The organism is Bacillus sp. B1-WWTP-T-0.5-Post-4, assembly GCF_009183795.1.
In the GTDB taxonomy this organism is placed as follows: domain Bacteria; phylum Bacillota; class Bacilli; order Bacillales; family Bacillaceae_G; genus Bacillus_A; species Bacillus_A cereus.
The window spans coordinates 261542-277618 of sequence record NZ_WEIJ01000004.1 but is presented as its reverse complement, the minus strand read 5'-3'; the positions used below and the strand labels follow the sequence as shown (position 1 = coordinate 277618).

Here is a 16077-nt window from a genome sequence, read left to right as displayed (position 1 = left end):
TTGAAGGGAGTGAATCCTTGTGCCAACTTTATTATTAGGTGCTGCCATTCCATTTGGAACGATTGCTTATACATTGTTCATTTTCTTACTTCTATTAGTAATGCTACGCAAATTTGCGTGGGGTCCTTTAATGGGAATTATGAAAGAACGTGAAGAGCATGTTACTAATGAAATCGACGCTGCAGAAAGAAGTAATGCTGAGGCGAAGAAATTAGTAGAAGAACAACGTGAAATGTTAAAACAATCACGTGTTGAAGCACAAGAGTTAATCGAAAGAGCGAAAAAGCAAGCTGTAGATCAAAAAGATGTTATTGTTGCTGCTGCGAAAGAAGAAGCAGAATCAATTAAAGCATCTGCTGTACAAGAAATTCAACGCGAAAAAGAGCAAGCAATTGCTGCTTTACAAGAACAAGTTGCTTCTTTATCTGTTCAAATTGCTTCTAAAGTAATTGAAAAAGAGTTAAAAGAAGAAGATCAAGTGAAGTTAATTCGCGATTATATTAAAGAAGTAGGAGAAGCGCGATGAGCAATGGGATTGTAGCAAAACGTTATGCTGTCGCTCTTTTTAAAATTGCTAAAGAAAAACACGTATTAGAAATGTTTGAAGAGGAATTACGCCTTGTACAAAACGTTTATGTAAAGAACGGAGAACTACATAGCTTTTTAACGCAACCGAACATTTCAAAGGAACAAAAGAAAACGTTTCTTGCAAACGTATTCGGATCTGTTTCTGAATCTATTTTAAATACGTTATATATTTTAATTGATAACAAACGCATTGATATCTTACCTGAAATTGCAGATGAATATGTTGTTCTTGCTAATGAAGAACGTAACGTAGCGGACGCAACTGTATATTCTACTCGTCTTCTATCAGAAGAAGAGAAGCTTAACATTGCAGAAGCATTTGCGAAGAGAACAGGAAAAGATGCAATTCGCGTGAAAAATGTTGTAGATGAAGATTTACTAGGCGGCATTAAAGTACGTATTGGAAATCGCATTTATGACGGAAGTTTACAAGGAAAATTAGCACGTATTCAGCGTGAATTAATGAAGAATAGATAGGGGTGAAGCACATGAGCATCAGAGCTGAAGAAATTAGCGCACTGATAAAGCAACAAATCGAGAACTATCAGTCTGAAATCGAAGTTAGTGATGTTGGTACAGTTATCCAAGTTGGTGACGGTATCGCGCGTGCTCATGGTCTTGATAACGTTATGGCTGGTGAACTTGTAGAGTTCTCTAACGGCGTTATGGGACTAGCACAAAACTTAGAGGAAAACAACGTAGGTATTATCATTTTAGGACCTTACACAGAAATTCGTGAAGGTGACGAAGTTCGTCGTACTGGTCGCATCATGCAAGTACCGGTAGGAAAAGAACTAATTGGTCGTGTTGTAAACCCATTAGGTCAACCAGTTGATGGTTTAGGCCCAATCAATACAACAAACACTCGTCCAATTGAAAGTCCAGCACCAGGTGTAATGGATCGTAAATCTGTTCATGAGCCACTTCAAACAGGTATTAAAGCGATCGATGCTCTTGTACCAATTGGCCGTGGTCAACGTGAGTTAATCATCGGTGACCGTCAAACTGGTAAAACAGCGGTTGCACTTGATACAATCATTAACCAAAAAGATGAAGATATGATTTGTATCTATGTAGCAATTGGACAAAAAGAATCAACTGTACGTAACGTAGTAGAAACACTACGTAAGCACGGTGCATTAGAGTACACAATCGTTGTAACTGCATCTGCTTCTCAACCAGCTCCATTATTATACCTAGCTCCTTACGCTGGTGTAACAATGGGTGAAGAGTTCATGTACAATGGTAAACACGTATTAGTAGTATATGATGACTTATCAAAACAAGCAGCGGCTTACCGTGAGCTGTCATTACTATTACGTCGTCCTCCAGGTCGTGAAGCTTACCCAGGGGATGTATTCTACTTACATTCTCGCTTATTAGAGCGTGCAGCAAAATTAAGTGATGCAAAAGGCGGCGGTTCTTTAACTGCACTACCTTTCATCGAAACACAAGCAGGGGACGTATCAGCATACATCCCAACAAACGTAATTTCTATTACGGATGGACAAATCTTCTTACAATCTGACCTATTCTTCTCTGGCGTACGTCCAGCGATCGATGCGGGTACTTCTGTATCTCGTGTAGGTGGATCTGCTCAGATTAAAGCAATGAGTAAAGTATCAGGTACACTTCGTCTTGACCTTGCATCTTACCGTGAGTTAGAAGCGTTCGCTCAGTTCGGTTCTGACCTTGATAAAGCAACTCAAGCGAAATTAAACCGTGGTGCTCGTACTGTTGAGGTATTAAAACAAGGATTACACAAACCATTACGTGTAGAGAAACAAGTTATCATTCTTTACGCTTTAACACGTGGATTCCTAGATGATATCCCAGTAGTAGATATCACTCGTTTTGAAGAAGAATTCCATGCTTGGTTAGATTCTAATGCGACTGACTTATTAGAAGAAATCCGCACAACTAAGAAACTTGCGGATGACGACAAATTTGCAGCAGCAATCAATGGATTTAAAAAAGTATTCGTAGCTTCTGAATAATAATAAAAAGTGAAGCCGACTGTTCAGCCTCATCGGCTAAGGTTCTTTCTCACAGAAGGTGCTTTTTACCTTCTTGTGGGGAAGGTTCTTAGACGAAAGGGGCTAGGAGGCGGAACTAGATTAATAAAAGCGGAAGCGGCTCGTTCTGAATGTGAGGGGGATGGAGCTTCTGACGAAGAGGCGGTGTTTGCCTCGTAGGAAGAAGTGAAGCCACCGAGCATTCAAGCCGCTGGAGCTAGATAGTATATATAAAAGGCATCTCGGGCTCTGAGATTGCTAAAGGTCATGTAAAGGAAAAGAGTAGGTGCACCTATTCTTTTCCTTCAATCATGAGCAAGAATATCTTGCAACGTAGATTAGGAAGAGGATTCTTACTAATCGTGCCAACTTCCGGAAAAAAGGTGGTGAAAACCTGTGGCATCTTTACGCGATATAAAAGCGAAGATTAACTCGACAAAGAAAACGAGTCAAATTACGAAAGCGATGGAGATGGTATCTGCATCTAAGTTAAACCGTGCAGAGCAAAATGCTAAATCTTTCGTTCCGTATATGGAAAAGATTCAAGAAGTAGTAGCGAGCATTGCGCAAGGAAGCAAAGGGATTAATCATCCAATGCTAAATGCGCGTCCTGTAAAGCGTACAGGATACATCGTTATTACGTCTGATCGCGGACTAGCAGGTGGTTATAACAGTAACGTATTACGTACAGTAAGTAACGTAATTCGTGAACGTCATAATATGGATTCAAACCAATATTCTATTATTGTGCTTGGACGACTAGGACGTGATTATTTAAAACGTCGCGGCTTTAACATTATTGATGAAGTAGTTGGATTATCTGACCACCCATCATTTACTGATATTAAAGACCTTGCTTCTCGAGCAATTGCGATGTTTGCAGATGGTGCTTATGATGAGCTGTACATTTACTACAACCATTACGTAAGTAAAATTTCACAAGAGGTAACGGAAAATAAAATTTTACCGCTTACTGATGTGGCGTCTGACAAACCGACGACAGCTTATGAATTCGAACCTTCTGAAGAAGAAATTTTAAAAGTACTATTGCCACAATACGCAGAAAGCTTAGTGTACGGTGCATTACTAGACGGTAAAGCAAGTGAACACGCAGCGCGTATGACAGCAATGAAGAGTGCTACAGACAACGCAATGGAAGTTATCGATTCACTTACACTTTCATTCAACCGTGCGCGTCAGGCAGCGATTACGCAAGAAATTACGGAAATCGTTGGTGGAGCAGCAGCGTTAGAATAGTATTAAAAAGCGGAAGCGGCTCTGTCAAAAGAGTCGCGTAAGCTATAAACCAATAAAAAATTAAAAGCTAGCTGCTCGTAGAAAGTTGGCTAATTAAAAGAAAGCTAGGAGGGAACCCGATGAATAAAGGGCGCGTTACGCAAATCATGGGTCCGGTTGTAGACGTTAAGTTTGATGGCGGAAAGCTACCAGAAATCTACAACGCCCTTACGGTAAAACAAAGCAACGAAAACGGAAGTATTAACTTAACATTTGAAGTTGCACTTCATTTAGGTGATGATACAGTTCGTACAGTTGCAATGTCTTCCACAGATGGACTTGTTCGTGGCACAGAAGTAGAAGATACTGGTAAACCAATCTCTGTACCAGTTGGTGATGTAACACTTGGTCGCGTATTTAACGTATTAGGTGATGCAATTGACTTAGATGGTGAGGTTCCTGCAGATGTACATCGTGATCCAATTCACCGTCAAGCACCTGCATTCGAAGAATTATCTACTAAAGTAGAAATTCTTGAAACTGGTATTAAAGTAGTAGACTTACTTGCTCCTTACATTAAGGGTGGTAAGATCGGTCTATTCGGTGGTGCCGGCGTAGGTAAAACAGTATTAATTCAGGAATTAATTAACAACATCGCACAAGAGCACGGTGGTATCTCTGTATTCGCTGGTGTAGGTGAGCGTACTCGTGAGGGTAATGACTTATACCACGAAATGAGCGATTCTGGCGTAATCAAGAAAACTGCGATGGTATTCGGACAAATGAACGAGCCACCTGGAGCACGTCAACGTGTTGCATTAACAGGTTTAACAATGGCTGAGCATTTCCGTGATGAGCAAGGACAAGACGTACTTCTGTTCATCGATAACATCTTCCGTTTCACGCAAGCGGGTTCTGAAGTATCTGCCCTTCTTGGTCGTATGCCATCTGCGGTAGGTTACCAACCAACACTTGCAACAGAAATGGGTCAATTACAAGAGCGTATTACATCTACAAATAAAGGGTCTATCACGTCTATCCAAGCGGTATATGTACCAGCCGATGACTATACTGACCCAGCACCAGCTACAACGTTCGCTCACTTAGATGCAACAACAAACTTAGAGCGTCGTTTAACGCAAATGGGTATTTACCCAGCCGTAGATCCATTAGCATCTACATCTCGTGCACTTTCTCCAGAAATCGTAGGAGAAGAGCATTATGAAGTAGCTCGTCAAGTACAGCAAACTTTACAACGTTATAAAGAACTTCAAGATATCATCGCTATCTTAGGTATGGATGAGTTATCTGAAGAAGATAAGTTAGTTGTACATCGTGCTCGTCGTATTCAATTCTTCTTATCTCAAAACTTCCACGTAGCTGAGCAGTTCACAGGTCAAAAAGGTTCTTACGTACCTGTAAAAAATACAGTTAGTGGTTTCAAAGAAATTCTAGAAGGAAAATATGATGACCTTCCAGAAGATGCATTCCGCTTAGTAGGTGGCATTGAAGAAGTTATTGAAAACGCGAAGAAAATGATGGCGTAAGGCCTTAGGAGGGACGAAGTATGAAGACATTTCCAGTCAGTATTGTAACTCCTGATGGACCGGTTTACGAAAAAGAAGTAGAAATGGTAAGTGTAAAAGCAGAGAGTGGGGAAATGGGGATCTTACCAGGTCACATTCCAACTGTTGCACCATTAAAAATTAGTGCAGTTCGTCTGAAAAATGGTGGACACACTGATTATGTAGCAGTAAGCGGTGGCTTTATCGAAGTTCGTCCAGATAAAGTGACTGTATTATCATCATCTGCTGAAGAAGCAAACCATATCGATATCCATCGTGCAAATGAAGCGAAGCGTCGCGCTGAGCAACGTCTGCAAGATAAACAAGCACATGTTGACTTTAAACGTGCAGAAATGGCATTACAACGTGCTGTGAACCGTTTGAACGTTTCCGATATGAAGTAAAAAAATCCGTAAGGGCTTTGCCTTTACGGATTTTTTTTGTGTATTTTATGGATAATTTTACAAAACTGGTATAATTATATTGATGCTTGTATAAGTAGAAGTGTACAACAATTTATATTTCATAAAGGGGATGGATCAATGATTGGTGAAATGAAGCGAGAAGCATTGTACTCTTTAAAGGGAAAATGGGGACTAGGTGTTGGATCAACAATTTTATATTTTATTTTAAGTTATGTTGTTTCGCTGGCTGCAATGCTTATACTATTAATTCCAGGAATTATTATATTTCTCTCAGTTGTAAGCTTAACTGGATCATTTGAAGAGGAAACGATGTCAATTGGAGCAGGTATTACCTTTGGGATTTTTTATTGCATTATGATAATTTTGAGTAACGCATCGTATGGGATTACGTCATATGGTTATACAAATGTATTTTTACAGATTAGTAAACGAGAAGATGCTAAAGTAGATTACTTATTCGAAGGATTTCGTGGCTTTAAAAGAATGATGAAAACAATGTGGGCAATGCTTGCGATTTTGTTATATACAGGTACATGGATTCCGATGCTGTTAATAGGCTTATTTGCATTGTTAGGTGAAGAAGGGAATACGTCATTTGCAATAGCTTTCTTCGTACTATTAGCAATTTCAATTGTTGGTATGATTGTGATGTATTTTTCTTATGCACTGACGTACTATGTGATGATTGAAAATCCAGAATATAGTGTTTCGCAGGCGATGAAGGAAAGTAAGAATCTTATGAAGGGTCATAAGTTAGATTTGTTTCTTTTATGGCTGAGCTTCATAGGATGGGCTATTTTAGCGCTGCTTACTTTTGGAATAGGATTTCTTTGGCTTAGTCCGTATATGAGTACGACGACAGCACACTTTTATCGCTACATTTCAAAAGGTGAATTTCAATAGGAACATGCTATACTAATAGAATTATTGTGTATAGGAGGCGAGGCTACGCATGATTAGTGATTTAAAAGGAGAAGCACTAGATTCATTAGAAGGGAAATGGGGATTAGCTGTTGGAGCTACACTACTCATTTCAATTCTTATCACGGCTTTTAGTTTTAGTGTTGATTGGGGATTTTCTTTAATTTTCGGTTGGCAAAAAACAAATGGTTCACTTTCAACGAATATTCTTTCATTTTTTGTTACTGGACCGTTAACTTTAGGTGGATATTACCTTGGTTTAAATATCCTTCGTGAAAAGCAAGCTAGTATTGGTAATGTATTCATTTGGTTTTCAGAGGGAAAGAGATTTCTAAAATCATTTTTATTATATTTATTAGTAAATCTTTATCTTTTCTTATGGACGTTATTGTTCATTATTCCAGGTATTATTAAATCATTTTCTTATGCGATGACATACTTTATTATAAACGATCATCCTGAGTATTCACTGAACCAAGCTATTACAGAAAGTCGTCGTATGATGGATGGACATAAGATTGAGTATTTCATTTTATGTTTAAGTTTTATTGGCTGGTTTATATTAAGTTGTATTACGTTAGGGATTGGATTCTTATGGTTAATTCCATATTTCTATACGACATCTGCAGCTTTTTACGAAGAGATTGCAGAAGAATATTATGAGAAAAAAATTTAGCACTATAAAACCCCCAGTATGAATTATTTGTTCATACTGGGGGTTTTTTGTAGAAATTTTATAAATTGATTACTAGTAAGTGGTTTACTGAAATAGTAACCTTGCATATATTTACAGTTATGTTTTTGCAGAAACTTAAGTTGTTTTTCGGTTTCGATTCCTTCGGCAACGACTGAAAGATTTAAAGTATTTGCGAGGGAAAGTATTGTAGAAACGATGGCTCGTTCTTCAGGACGATGATCAGCTAATTGTGTAAATTCTCTCGGTACTTTTAATGTGTCGATTGGAAAAATTGATAAATAAGCAAGAGAAGAATACCCAGTACCGAAGTCATCAATGGAAGTTTGGATACCGTACTCTTTTAATTGCTTCAGTCTCAATAACGTTTCTTTCTCGTCAATCATTGCAATTCTTTCTGTTAACTCAAGTGTTACATATTTTGGGTCGACTTGCACGTCGTTTAATATTTGTGAAATGTTTTCGATTAATTGATCTTGCCGGAATTCTTTTGCGGATAAATTAACACTTATTTTTAAATTTTGGTAGCCAAAGGTATGCCATATTTTTAATTGGAGACAAGCTTCTTGTAATACCCAATGTCCAAGTGGGACTACTTGTGGCGTCTCTTCTACAATTGGAATAAACTCACATGGTGAAATGTCACCTAATAGCGGGTGTTTCCATCGTATTAAAGCTTCAGCACCGATAATTTTATTTGTTGTCGTATCAATTTGTGGTTGATAAACGAGATAAAATTCTTTGTTTACTAAAGCGATTGGCAAATCTTTTTCAATTCGAGCTTTTCGTTCCATTTTTTTATATAGTTCTTTCGTGTAAAGAGAGCTACCGTTTTTTCCTTTATTCTTTGCCTCGTACATGGCCATATCAGCATGCTGCAAAATGGATAGCGCATCTTCACCTGCTTCAGGATATATTGCAATTCCGATGCTCGGTGAGATTTGTAAATGTTGATTTTCGATTTCAAATGGCTCATTCATGGCCGCTACAATCCTATCAGCTATTTTTTGGACATCTGGCTTTTTTTTGTAATTCTCGATAAGGATTGTGAACTCATCCCCAGCTAGCCGCGCGAGTTTCATATTTGATGTTGCTATTCTTTCGAGCCTTTTTGCTACTGCGATGAGCAATAGGTCTCCTACTCGATGACCGAGGGTATCATTAATAACTTTAAAACGGTCTAGGTCGAGAAACATAACAGCAAAAGGCTTTTTCGATATTTTTGCTCGTGCAATTGCCTGTTCTAAATGTTGATGAAATGCACGTCGATTTGCAAGCTCTGTTAAAGTATCATGGTATGCTAGGAAGTTGATTTGTTCTTGTTGTTGTTTGCTTTCCGTAATATCTTTAATCATTAAATAAACCCCAGAAATTTTCTCCTTTAAAAAGATCGGTACGGCGGTAACGTGCAAGTAGTAAATATCTCTGTTTTTATGGTAAGCCCGTATTTCTAAAGAAATAGAATATCCCTTTTTCACGCGATGAAAGGCGTTAATCATTTCTTCTAAATCTTCTTCGTATATGAGTGAATAGTAAGGCTGGTTTAATAATTCATTCGTTTGATAACCGAGTAAAGTAGTACCAGCGTTATTTACTTTGAGAAAATTACCGTACAAATCTAATGTGAAAATTGGATCTGGATGATGCTCGTATAAAGATTTAAACATTTGTTGATTATGATAGAGTTCATTTTTCTGTTCTACTAAATCTTCTGTACGTAGTTTAATTTGTTTCTCGAGTTCTGAGTTGAATTGCATTTGAGCGATCAATAATATTTTATTTTGTTTTCGAACTAAACTATGACGTATGAGAACGAAAGAAAAAGTTATTATAAGTCCGATTACTATAATAGGCGCAAAAACGTATTCAACTAATATAAAAACAATAAGCATTACTACCGAAATATACGGTAATGATAATCGGATTGATTCGCCAATTTTAGGTGTTAGTAGTACTTGTTCTTGTTTTTCAGGCTTTTTTGTATGGAGAATACAGGCGATTGCTACTAGTACTAAGGTTACTTGATAGAAAGGAGTAACTGTAAACATAGAATACTCTGGTATGAAGTATTTTATATAAGCATAAATCGCATCTGTAGTAGCATATAAAATTAAAGCACTGCCAAGAAGTGCACCGACCTTTTTAGGTAATAAGGATAGTGGTTTGAATAAAAGGTTGATTCCTATTAAGAGAAAGAGTAAATCAGCCATTGGATAGGTAAGTTGAACAAATATGTCGATATAGGATGTTGTAAAGATATGAATAGTTCGTTCAATAAGTAAGTAGTAACTTAAAGTAAATTGGGCTGTAACGATAATACAAATATCACATAGCATAAAAAGTTTTTCTAATAAATCTCGGTTATAAATGATTTCGTATAGAAAGGCAAACGTAAAGCTAACTAAAAAAAGTAAGTAAAAAAAGTCAGATGGATCAACGAACGTATAGAAGTCCTTTACAATTAAACGCTGATAGGCAACGACTATATCACCGATAAAATAAGAGAGAGCTCCAACAGATAATATGATCCAAAATAAACGAGATAGCCCTTCTTTCATGTTTGAAAAATAAAGTATATAACTACAAGCGATAATATCAATTAATAGGGTGCTCGTTCCGATTAATAGCTGAAAAGGAAATGAGTATTCATATACAAAAGGCATTGCTACATAGTGAAGCGTTATAGACAGCAATACAATGCTTATAAGAATACTTACATGTGTTTGTTTTTTCATTTATATCACCTACGGTTTCTTGAAAAGCATATATAAGTTTTATATTTATTTTGCACAATTATAGCAAGTTGTAAAGATAGATTTTAATAATTCTTGTTTCTGTCTCCCAACATATCGACATAGGAATTTGAAGTTTGCTATAATGATTAGAATAGTTGCATTATTTAGAAAAATTTAAAAATAATAATTACTGCAACTAGGACATATTGTTTACTATGTGAACTTGTTCTTAATTTAGGGGGGAGGGTTTCACAATGGCAAGTGTATATGAAAATAGTTATATGATCGTTTTGATTTTCTTGCTATTAGGTATATTGCTGCCGGTAGTGGCTCTTACATTAGGAAGGATGCTGCGCCCAAATAAACCAAGTGCAGCAAAGGCGACGACGTATGAGAGTGGAATTGAGCCTTTTCATGATGCAAATATTCGGTTTCATGCTCGTTATTATATTTTCGCTTTATTGTTTGTGATCTTTGATGTAGAAACTTTATTTTTATATCCTTGGGCTGTTGCGTATGACAAGCTAGGTTTATTTGCATTAATTGAAATGCTCATCTTTGTTGTAATGTTGCTAGTTGGATTAGCGTATGCTTGGAAAAAGAAGGTGTTACAATGGTTATAAATTTTGAGGAATTACATCCAAATGAGCGAGCAGAATTAGAACGAAATATCTTTTTTTCTACATTGGAACAGTTGAAAGGATGGGCGAGGAGCAACTCTTTATGGCCGATGACATTCGGACTGGCATGCTGTGCAATTGAAATGATGGGGGTAGGCTCATCACATTACGATTTAGATCGATTTGGGTCATTTTTTCGAACTTCACCAAGACAATCGGACGTCATGATTGTATCGGGAACAGTAACGAAGAAGATGGCTCCTATTGTTCGGCGTTTATATGATCAAATGCCCGAACCGAAATGGGTTATTGCGATGGGATCTTGTGCGACAGCAGGTGGTCCGTATGTGAATTCATATGCTGTTGTGAAAGGTGTAGACCAAATCGTACCAGTTGATGTGTATATTCCTGGTTGTCCCCCAAATCCAGCTGCTTTAATCTATGGAATTAATAAATTAAAAGAGAAAATTCGTTACGAGGCAAAGACCGGAAAGCAGGTGACGAATAAATGAGTAATCCAAATAAAGATTTAGAGGATCTGAAAAAAGAAGCAGCTAGGCGTGCGAAAGAAGAAGCGAGAAAACGCCTTGTAGCGAAACACGAGGCGGAAATAAGTGAACTTGAGGAGGAAGATCGAGAAAAAGAGAAAGCGCTACCAAAAAATGATGATATTACTATAGAAGAAGCAAAGCGACGTGCAGCAGCTGCTGCAAAGGCAAAAGCGGCGGCGTTAGCGAAACAGAAAAGAGAAGGAACCGAAGAAGTAACGGAAGAAGAAAAAGCGAAAGCCAAGGCGAAGGCAGCAGCAGCCGCAAAAGCAAAAGCGGCGACGTTAGCGAAACAGAAAAGAGAAGGAACCGAAGAAGTAACGGAAGAAGAAAAAGCGAAAGCCAAGGCGAAGGCAGCGGCAGCCGCAAAAGCAAAAGCGGCGGCGTTAGCGAAACAGAAAAGAGAAGGAACCGAAGAAGTAACGGAAGAAGAAAAAGCGAAAGCCAAGGCGAAGGCAGCAGCAGCCGCAAAAGCAAAAGCGGCGGCGTTAGCGAAACAGAAAAGAGAAGGAACCGAAGAAGTAACGGAAGAAGAAAAAGCGAAAGCCAAGGCGAAGGCAGCAGCAGCTGCAAAGGCAAAAGCGGCAGCGTTAGCGAAGCAGAAAAGAGAAGGAACCGAAGAAGTAACGGAAGAAGAAAAAGCGAAAGCCAAGGCGAAGGCGGTGGCGGCCGCCAAGGTAAAAGCGGCAGCATTGGCGAAGCAGAAAGCCTCGCAAGGTGATGGGGATTCGGGAGATGAAAAGGCAAAGGCAATTGCAGCGGCAAAAGCGAAAGCAGCAGCGGCTGCAAGAGCGAAGACAAAGGGAGCTGAAGGTAAGAAAGAGGATGAGCCGAAGCAGGAAGAACCGTCCGTAAATCAGCCGTATTTAAATCAGTATGTTGAGGCTATTAGGGAGAAGTTAGGAGAGGGTGCATTAGTAGATTCCTACATTAATAAACTGTCAAAGGATGTGCCAACTCTTGTGGTGGATCCCGAAAAGTATTATGAAGTGATGGAGTCACTGCGATTCCATGAGGGACTTGCTTTTGATTATATGTCAGAGCTACATGCGACGGATTTTGTGACACATATGGAAGTGTATGTTCATTTGTTTTCATATGGCAAGAAACAATCGGTAGCGGTGAAGGTAAAGCTAGACCGGGAAGCGCCGCAAGTCGAATCTGTGACAGCGCTTTGGAAAGGAGCTGACTGGCCGGAGCGAGAAGCATACGATTTGCTCGGCATTGTATTTAAAGGGCATCCGAATTTAACGCGTATTTTAATGCCAGATGATTGGGTAGGATATCCGCTTAGAAAAGACTATGAACCGTATGATGTGGAGGTGTAGCTATGATCCGCACGGAAGAGATGCTTTTGAATGTAGGACCTCAGCATCCGAGTACACATGGTGTGTTCAGGCTCGTAATTAAGATTGACGGAGAAATTATTAAAGAAGCTACACCTGTTATTGGATATTTGCATCGCGGGACGGAAAAGATCGCTGAGAGCTTACAGTATACGCAAATTATCCCTTATACAGATCGAATGGACTATTTATCAGCCATGACGAATAATTACGTCATTTGCCATGCTGTAGAGACGATGATGGGGCTTGAAATTCCAGAGCGTGCCGAATACTTGCGAGTACTTGCGATGGAGCTAGGAAGAATTGCGAGCCATCTCGTTTGGTGGGGGACGAATCTTCTTGATATAGGAGCGGTCAGCCCGTTTTTGTACGCGTTTCGTGAACGAGAGATGATTATAAATTTATTAAATGAATTATGCGGGGCACGGCTTACTTTTAACTATATGAGAGTTGGCGGTGTGAAGTGGGATGCGCCAGATGGTTGGATTGAAAAGGTGGAAGAGTTTGTTCCGTATATGAGGGAGCAATTAGCAGGTTATCATGATCTTGTTAGCGGTAATGAGATTTTCTTAAATCGTGTGAAAGGCGTTGGTATATATAGCGCGGAAGAAGCGATCTCGTATTCTTTAAGCGGAGCAAATTTGCGGTGCACTGGAGTAAACTGGGATCTTCGCAAAGATGAGCCGTATTCGATTTATGATCGTTTTGATTTTGATATTCCTGTTGGAAGCGTGGGAGATGCTTGGGATCGCTACGTTTGCCGAATGCAAGAAATCGAGGAGTCTTTAAAGGTTGTTGAGCAAGCGGTTCAGCAGTTCCCGAAAGATGGAGCTGTGCTGGCAAAAGTACCGAAAATTATTAAGGCACCTAAGGGAGAAGCATTTGTACGTATCGAATCGCCGCGCGGAGAGATTGGTTGTTATATCGCAAGTGACGGAAAGAAAGAGCCGTACCGTTTGAAGTTTCGTAGGCCATCTTTTTATAACTTGCAAATTTTACCGAAGTTATTGAAAGGTGAAAACATCGCTAATTTAATTACGATTTTAGGTGGAGTTGATATTGTACTTGGGGAGGTTGATGGCTAATGATTGAGACGCTCTTACAATCACCTTCAAGCTGGACGAATTTCTTCATTTTTTTCGGATTAGCGGTACTTCTACTATTTGCAGTCCTTGGCTTCGTTACATATGGAATCTTGGCAGAACGGAAAGTGATGGGATTTATGCAAGGGCGGATTGGACCAAACCAGGTTGGAGGCCGATTCGGTTTACTGCAAACGGTAGCTGATGTTTTAAAACTATTATTGAAAGAAGATAGTATTCCGAAAGCAGCAGATAAACCGCTGTTTATATTAGCGCCTGTCATTGCATTTGCACCAGCATTTATGGTGCTTGCGGTTATCCCGTTCACTGATAAATTTCAATTTGCAGATATTGGAGTCGGGCTACTTTATTATATTGCTGTTTCCGGTATTACGACGATAGGTGTTGTAACTGGGGGATGGGCATCGAATAATAAATATTCCCTTTTAGGAGGGATGCGTGCGGCGGCGCAAATGATTTCTTATGAGATTCCGCTCGTAATGAGTGTAATTGGTATCGTTTTGCTAGCTGGTAGTCTGAATTTAAATGAGATTGTAGCGGCGCAGGAGAAGGTCTGGTACATTTTCGTACAGCCAATTGGCTTCGTCGTTTTCTTAATCGCAGCAGTTGCAGAGTTAAATAGGACGCCATTCGATTTGCCGGAAGCGGAGTCAGAACTTGTTTCTGGATATCATACAGAATACTCAGGTTTTCGCTGGGCGTTTTTCATGCTTTCAGAGTACGTATATTTCTTCGGGATGGCATCGTTAATTACAGTGCTCTTTTTAGGCGGATGGAATCCAGTCATGTTTCTTGGATTTATCCCAGGTGCCGTATGGTTTGCTTTGAAATTTAGCAGTGTAGTCTTTCTATTAATTTGGTTCCGCGTTACGTTCCCGCGTATAAGAGGTGACCAGTTAATGGAGTTTGGATGGAAAGTATTATTGCCGATTGCACTTGCAAATATTTTCTTAACGGCATTGATTAAGGAGTTATTCTTCTAATCTATGAGGGGGGTGCCAGTAAGAGATGAAAGGACTATTTAAAGGGTTAAAATATACATTAAGTAATTTGAGCAAGAAGAAGGTAACGTATGATTATCCAAATCAACCGTTGCCGTTGCCAGACCGTTTTCGGGGGATTCAAAAATTTTATCCGGAGAAATGTATTGTTTGTAATCAGTGCTCTAACATTTGTCCGACAGACTGTATTCAGTTAACAGGAAAGAAACATCCGGATCCTACGAAAAAAGGAAAAATTATCGACACGTATGATATTAATTTTGAAATTTGTATTCTTTGTGATTTATGTACAGAAGTTTGTCCGACAGAGGCAATTGTCATGACAAATAACTTTGAACTCGCGGAATATTCACGTGATGACTTATTTAAAAATTTGCAGTGGCTTGACGAAAACGACGAAAACGTCAGGAAGGAGAATAAGGCATGAATGGCGAGTTTGTAGCATTCTTTATACTATCCTTGTCTGCAATTATCGGCGGTGTTCTTATGTTGAACTTAACGAAAGTTATGCACATGATGCTAGCTCTCGTTCTGACATTTCTCAGCATTGCAGGTTTGTATTTTCTTTTGTCAGCCGAATTTATAGGCGTTGCACAAATTTTACTTTACTCTGGTGCAATCACAATTATTATGATTTTCGGCATTATGTTAACGAAACATAACGCGGAAAATGAATCGCGTCTTACTCTTCGAAAATGGATTATCTTCTTTGCAGTTGTAGCATTTGGAGCGGTTATGTATTTCGCTGTTAATAATGTTGATTTTGCAAATGAAAGCACACAAGGAAGTTTACCTCTCCATGAAAATAACACACTTCAAATCGGTACACTTCTCTATTCAAAATATATTATTCCATTTGAACTAACTTCAGTTATTTTACTTGTAGCACTTGTTGGCGCAATTATACTTGCGAAAAAGGACGAGAAAGAGGAGGATTCCAATGAGTAGCGTTCCAGCTTCTGCATATTTAACACTTGCGATTATTTTGTTTTGCATCGGTCTATTTGGAGCTTTAACAAAGCGGAATACAGTAATCGTATTAGTTTGTATCGAATTAATGCTGAATGCTGCCAATTTAAACTTAGTGGCGTTTAGTAAATTAGGCTTATTTCCGAATTTAACAGGTCAAATTTTCTCACTGTTTACGATGGCTGTAGCGGCAGCGGAAGCGGCGGTAGGACTCGCTATTTTAATTGCTTTATATCGTAATCGTACGACAGTTCAGGTGGATGAAATGGATACGCTCAAAGGATAGCATTGTGACCGAAAAAGGGGGAAGG

The 16077-nt window shown here is 38.9% G+C and carries 18 protein-coding genes; 17 read left to right on the top strand and 1 reads right to left on the bottom strand.

Annotation, left to right across the window (positions count from 1 at the left end):
* The first annotated feature begins 19 nt into the window (after nt 1-19).
* From atpF to GBN91_RS15585, 9 genes are all read left to right on the top strand, one after another.
* Complete coding sequence (gene atpF / locus GBN91_RS15620; RefSeq protein WP_001142618.1) at nt 20-526, top strand: F0F1 ATP synthase subunit B; 507 nt, start codon at nt 20-22, stop codon at nt 524-526.
* On the top strand, nt 523-1065 hold the full coding sequence (atpH, locus tag GBN91_RS15615) for a F0F1 ATP synthase subunit delta (RefSeq protein ID WP_000064683.1): 543 nt from the start codon (nt 523-525) through the stop codon (nt 1063-1065). Before atpF ends, atpH begins: the two co-directional genes overlap by 4 nt.
* 11 nt (nt 1066-1076) lie before the next feature.
* Nucleotides 1077-2585, top strand: a complete 1509-nt coding sequence (atpA, locus tag GBN91_RS15610) for a F0F1 ATP synthase subunit alpha (protein WP_000027518.1) — start codon at nt 1077-1079, stop codon at nt 2583-2585.
* Between the two features lie 75 nt (nt 2586-2660).
* Nucleotides 2661-2783, top strand: a complete 123-nt coding sequence (locus GBN91_RS29465; RefSeq protein WP_000521150.1) for a hypothetical protein — start codon at nt 2661-2663, stop codon at nt 2781-2783.
* Nucleotides 2784-2999: 216 nt separating this feature from the next.
* Nucleotides 3000-3860, top strand: coding sequence for a F0F1 ATP synthase subunit gamma (atpG, locus tag GBN91_RS15605; protein ID WP_000157696.1), 861 nt, complete (start codon nt 3000-3002; stop codon nt 3858-3860).
* A 119-nt stretch (nt 3861-3979) separates the two neighbouring features.
* Complete coding sequence (atpD, locus tag GBN91_RS15600) at nt 3980-5386, top strand: F0F1 ATP synthase subunit beta (RefSeq protein WP_001032593.1); 1407 nt, start codon at nt 3980-3982, stop codon at nt 5384-5386.
* A 20-nt stretch (nt 5387-5406) separates the two neighbouring features.
* Entirely contained in the window at nt 5407-5808 is a 402-nt protein-coding gene (gene atpC, locus GBN91_RS15595; RefSeq protein ID WP_000847211.1) for a F0F1 ATP synthase subunit epsilon, read from the top strand.
* A gap of 138 nt (nt 5809-5946) precedes the next feature.
* Nucleotides 5947-6732 (top strand): DUF975 family protein, encoded by a 786-nt coding sequence (locus GBN91_RS15590; protein ID WP_000578820.1) that lies wholly within the window; start codon nt 5947-5949, stop codon nt 6730-6732.
* A gap of 49 nt (nt 6733-6781) precedes the next feature.
* Nucleotides 6782-7426 carry a DUF975 family protein gene (locus GBN91_RS15585; RefSeq protein ID WP_152121741.1) on the top strand — a complete coding sequence of 215 codons (645 nt, stop codon included), beginning with the start codon at nt 6782-6784 and terminating at the stop codon, nt 7424-7426.
* A 23-nt stretch (nt 7427-7449) separates the two neighbouring features.
* Here the strand turns inward: GBN91_RS15585 and GBN91_RS15580 are convergent, their stop codons facing one another.
* A complete protein-coding gene (locus tag GBN91_RS15580; protein ID WP_000745011.1) occupies nt 7450-10179 on the bottom strand; it encodes an EAL domain-containing protein in 2730 nt (909 codons plus the stop codon).
* Nucleotides 10180-10433: 254 nt separating this feature from the next.
* On the opposite strand from GBN91_RS15580, the gene nuoA reads away from it, so the two are divergent.
* The 8 genes from nuoA to nuoK are packed head-to-tail and all read left to right on the top strand — an operon-like array spanning nt 10434 to nt 16052.
* Complete coding sequence (gene nuoA / locus GBN91_RS15575; RefSeq protein ID WP_000179273.1) at nt 10434-10802, top strand: NADH-quinone oxidoreductase subunit NuoA; 369 nt, start codon at nt 10434-10436, stop codon at nt 10800-10802.
* Nucleotides 10793-11311 carry an NADH-quinone oxidoreductase subunit NuoB gene (gene nuoB, locus GBN91_RS15570; RefSeq protein ID WP_000236331.1) on the top strand — a complete coding sequence of 173 codons (519 nt, stop codon included), beginning with the start codon at nt 10793-10795 and terminating at the stop codon, nt 11309-11311. The genes nuoA and nuoB overlap by 10 nt, the downstream gene beginning before the upstream one ends.
* Nucleotides 11308-12675: an NADH-quinone oxidoreductase subunit C gene (locus GBN91_RS15565; protein ID WP_152121739.1), complete on the top strand. Its 1368-nt coding sequence runs from the start codon at nt 11308-11310 to the stop codon at nt 12673-12675. The genes nuoB and GBN91_RS15565 overlap by 4 nt, the downstream gene beginning before the upstream one ends.
* A gap of 2 nt (nt 12676-12677) precedes the next feature.
* Nucleotides 12678-13778, top strand: coding sequence for an NADH-quinone oxidoreductase subunit NuoD (gene nuoD, locus GBN91_RS15560; RefSeq protein ID WP_152121737.1), 1101 nt, complete (start codon nt 12678-12680; stop codon nt 13776-13778).
* Nucleotides 13778-14779: an NADH-quinone oxidoreductase subunit NuoH gene (gene nuoH, locus GBN91_RS15555; RefSeq protein WP_000573426.1), complete on the top strand. Its 1002-nt coding sequence runs from the start codon at nt 13778-13780 to the stop codon at nt 14777-14779. Before nuoD ends, nuoH begins: the two co-directional genes overlap by 1 nt.
* A 25-nt stretch (nt 14780-14804) precedes the next feature.
* Nucleotides 14805-15224 (top strand): NADH-quinone oxidoreductase subunit NuoI, encoded by a 420-nt coding sequence (gene nuoI / locus GBN91_RS15550; protein ID WP_000677191.1) that lies wholly within the window; start codon nt 14805-14807, stop codon nt 15222-15224.
* Nucleotides 15221-15745: an NADH-quinone oxidoreductase subunit J gene (locus GBN91_RS15545; RefSeq protein WP_001012812.1), complete on the top strand. Its 525-nt coding sequence runs from the start codon at nt 15221-15223 to the stop codon at nt 15743-15745. Before nuoI ends, GBN91_RS15545 begins: the two co-directional genes overlap by 4 nt.
* On the top strand, nt 15738-16052 hold the full coding sequence (gene nuoK / locus GBN91_RS15540) for an NADH-quinone oxidoreductase subunit NuoK (protein ID WP_000100079.1): 315 nt from the start codon (nt 15738-15740) through the stop codon (nt 16050-16052). Before GBN91_RS15545 ends, nuoK begins: the two co-directional genes overlap by 8 nt.
* The last annotated feature ends 25 nt before the right edge of the window (nt 16053-16077 follow it).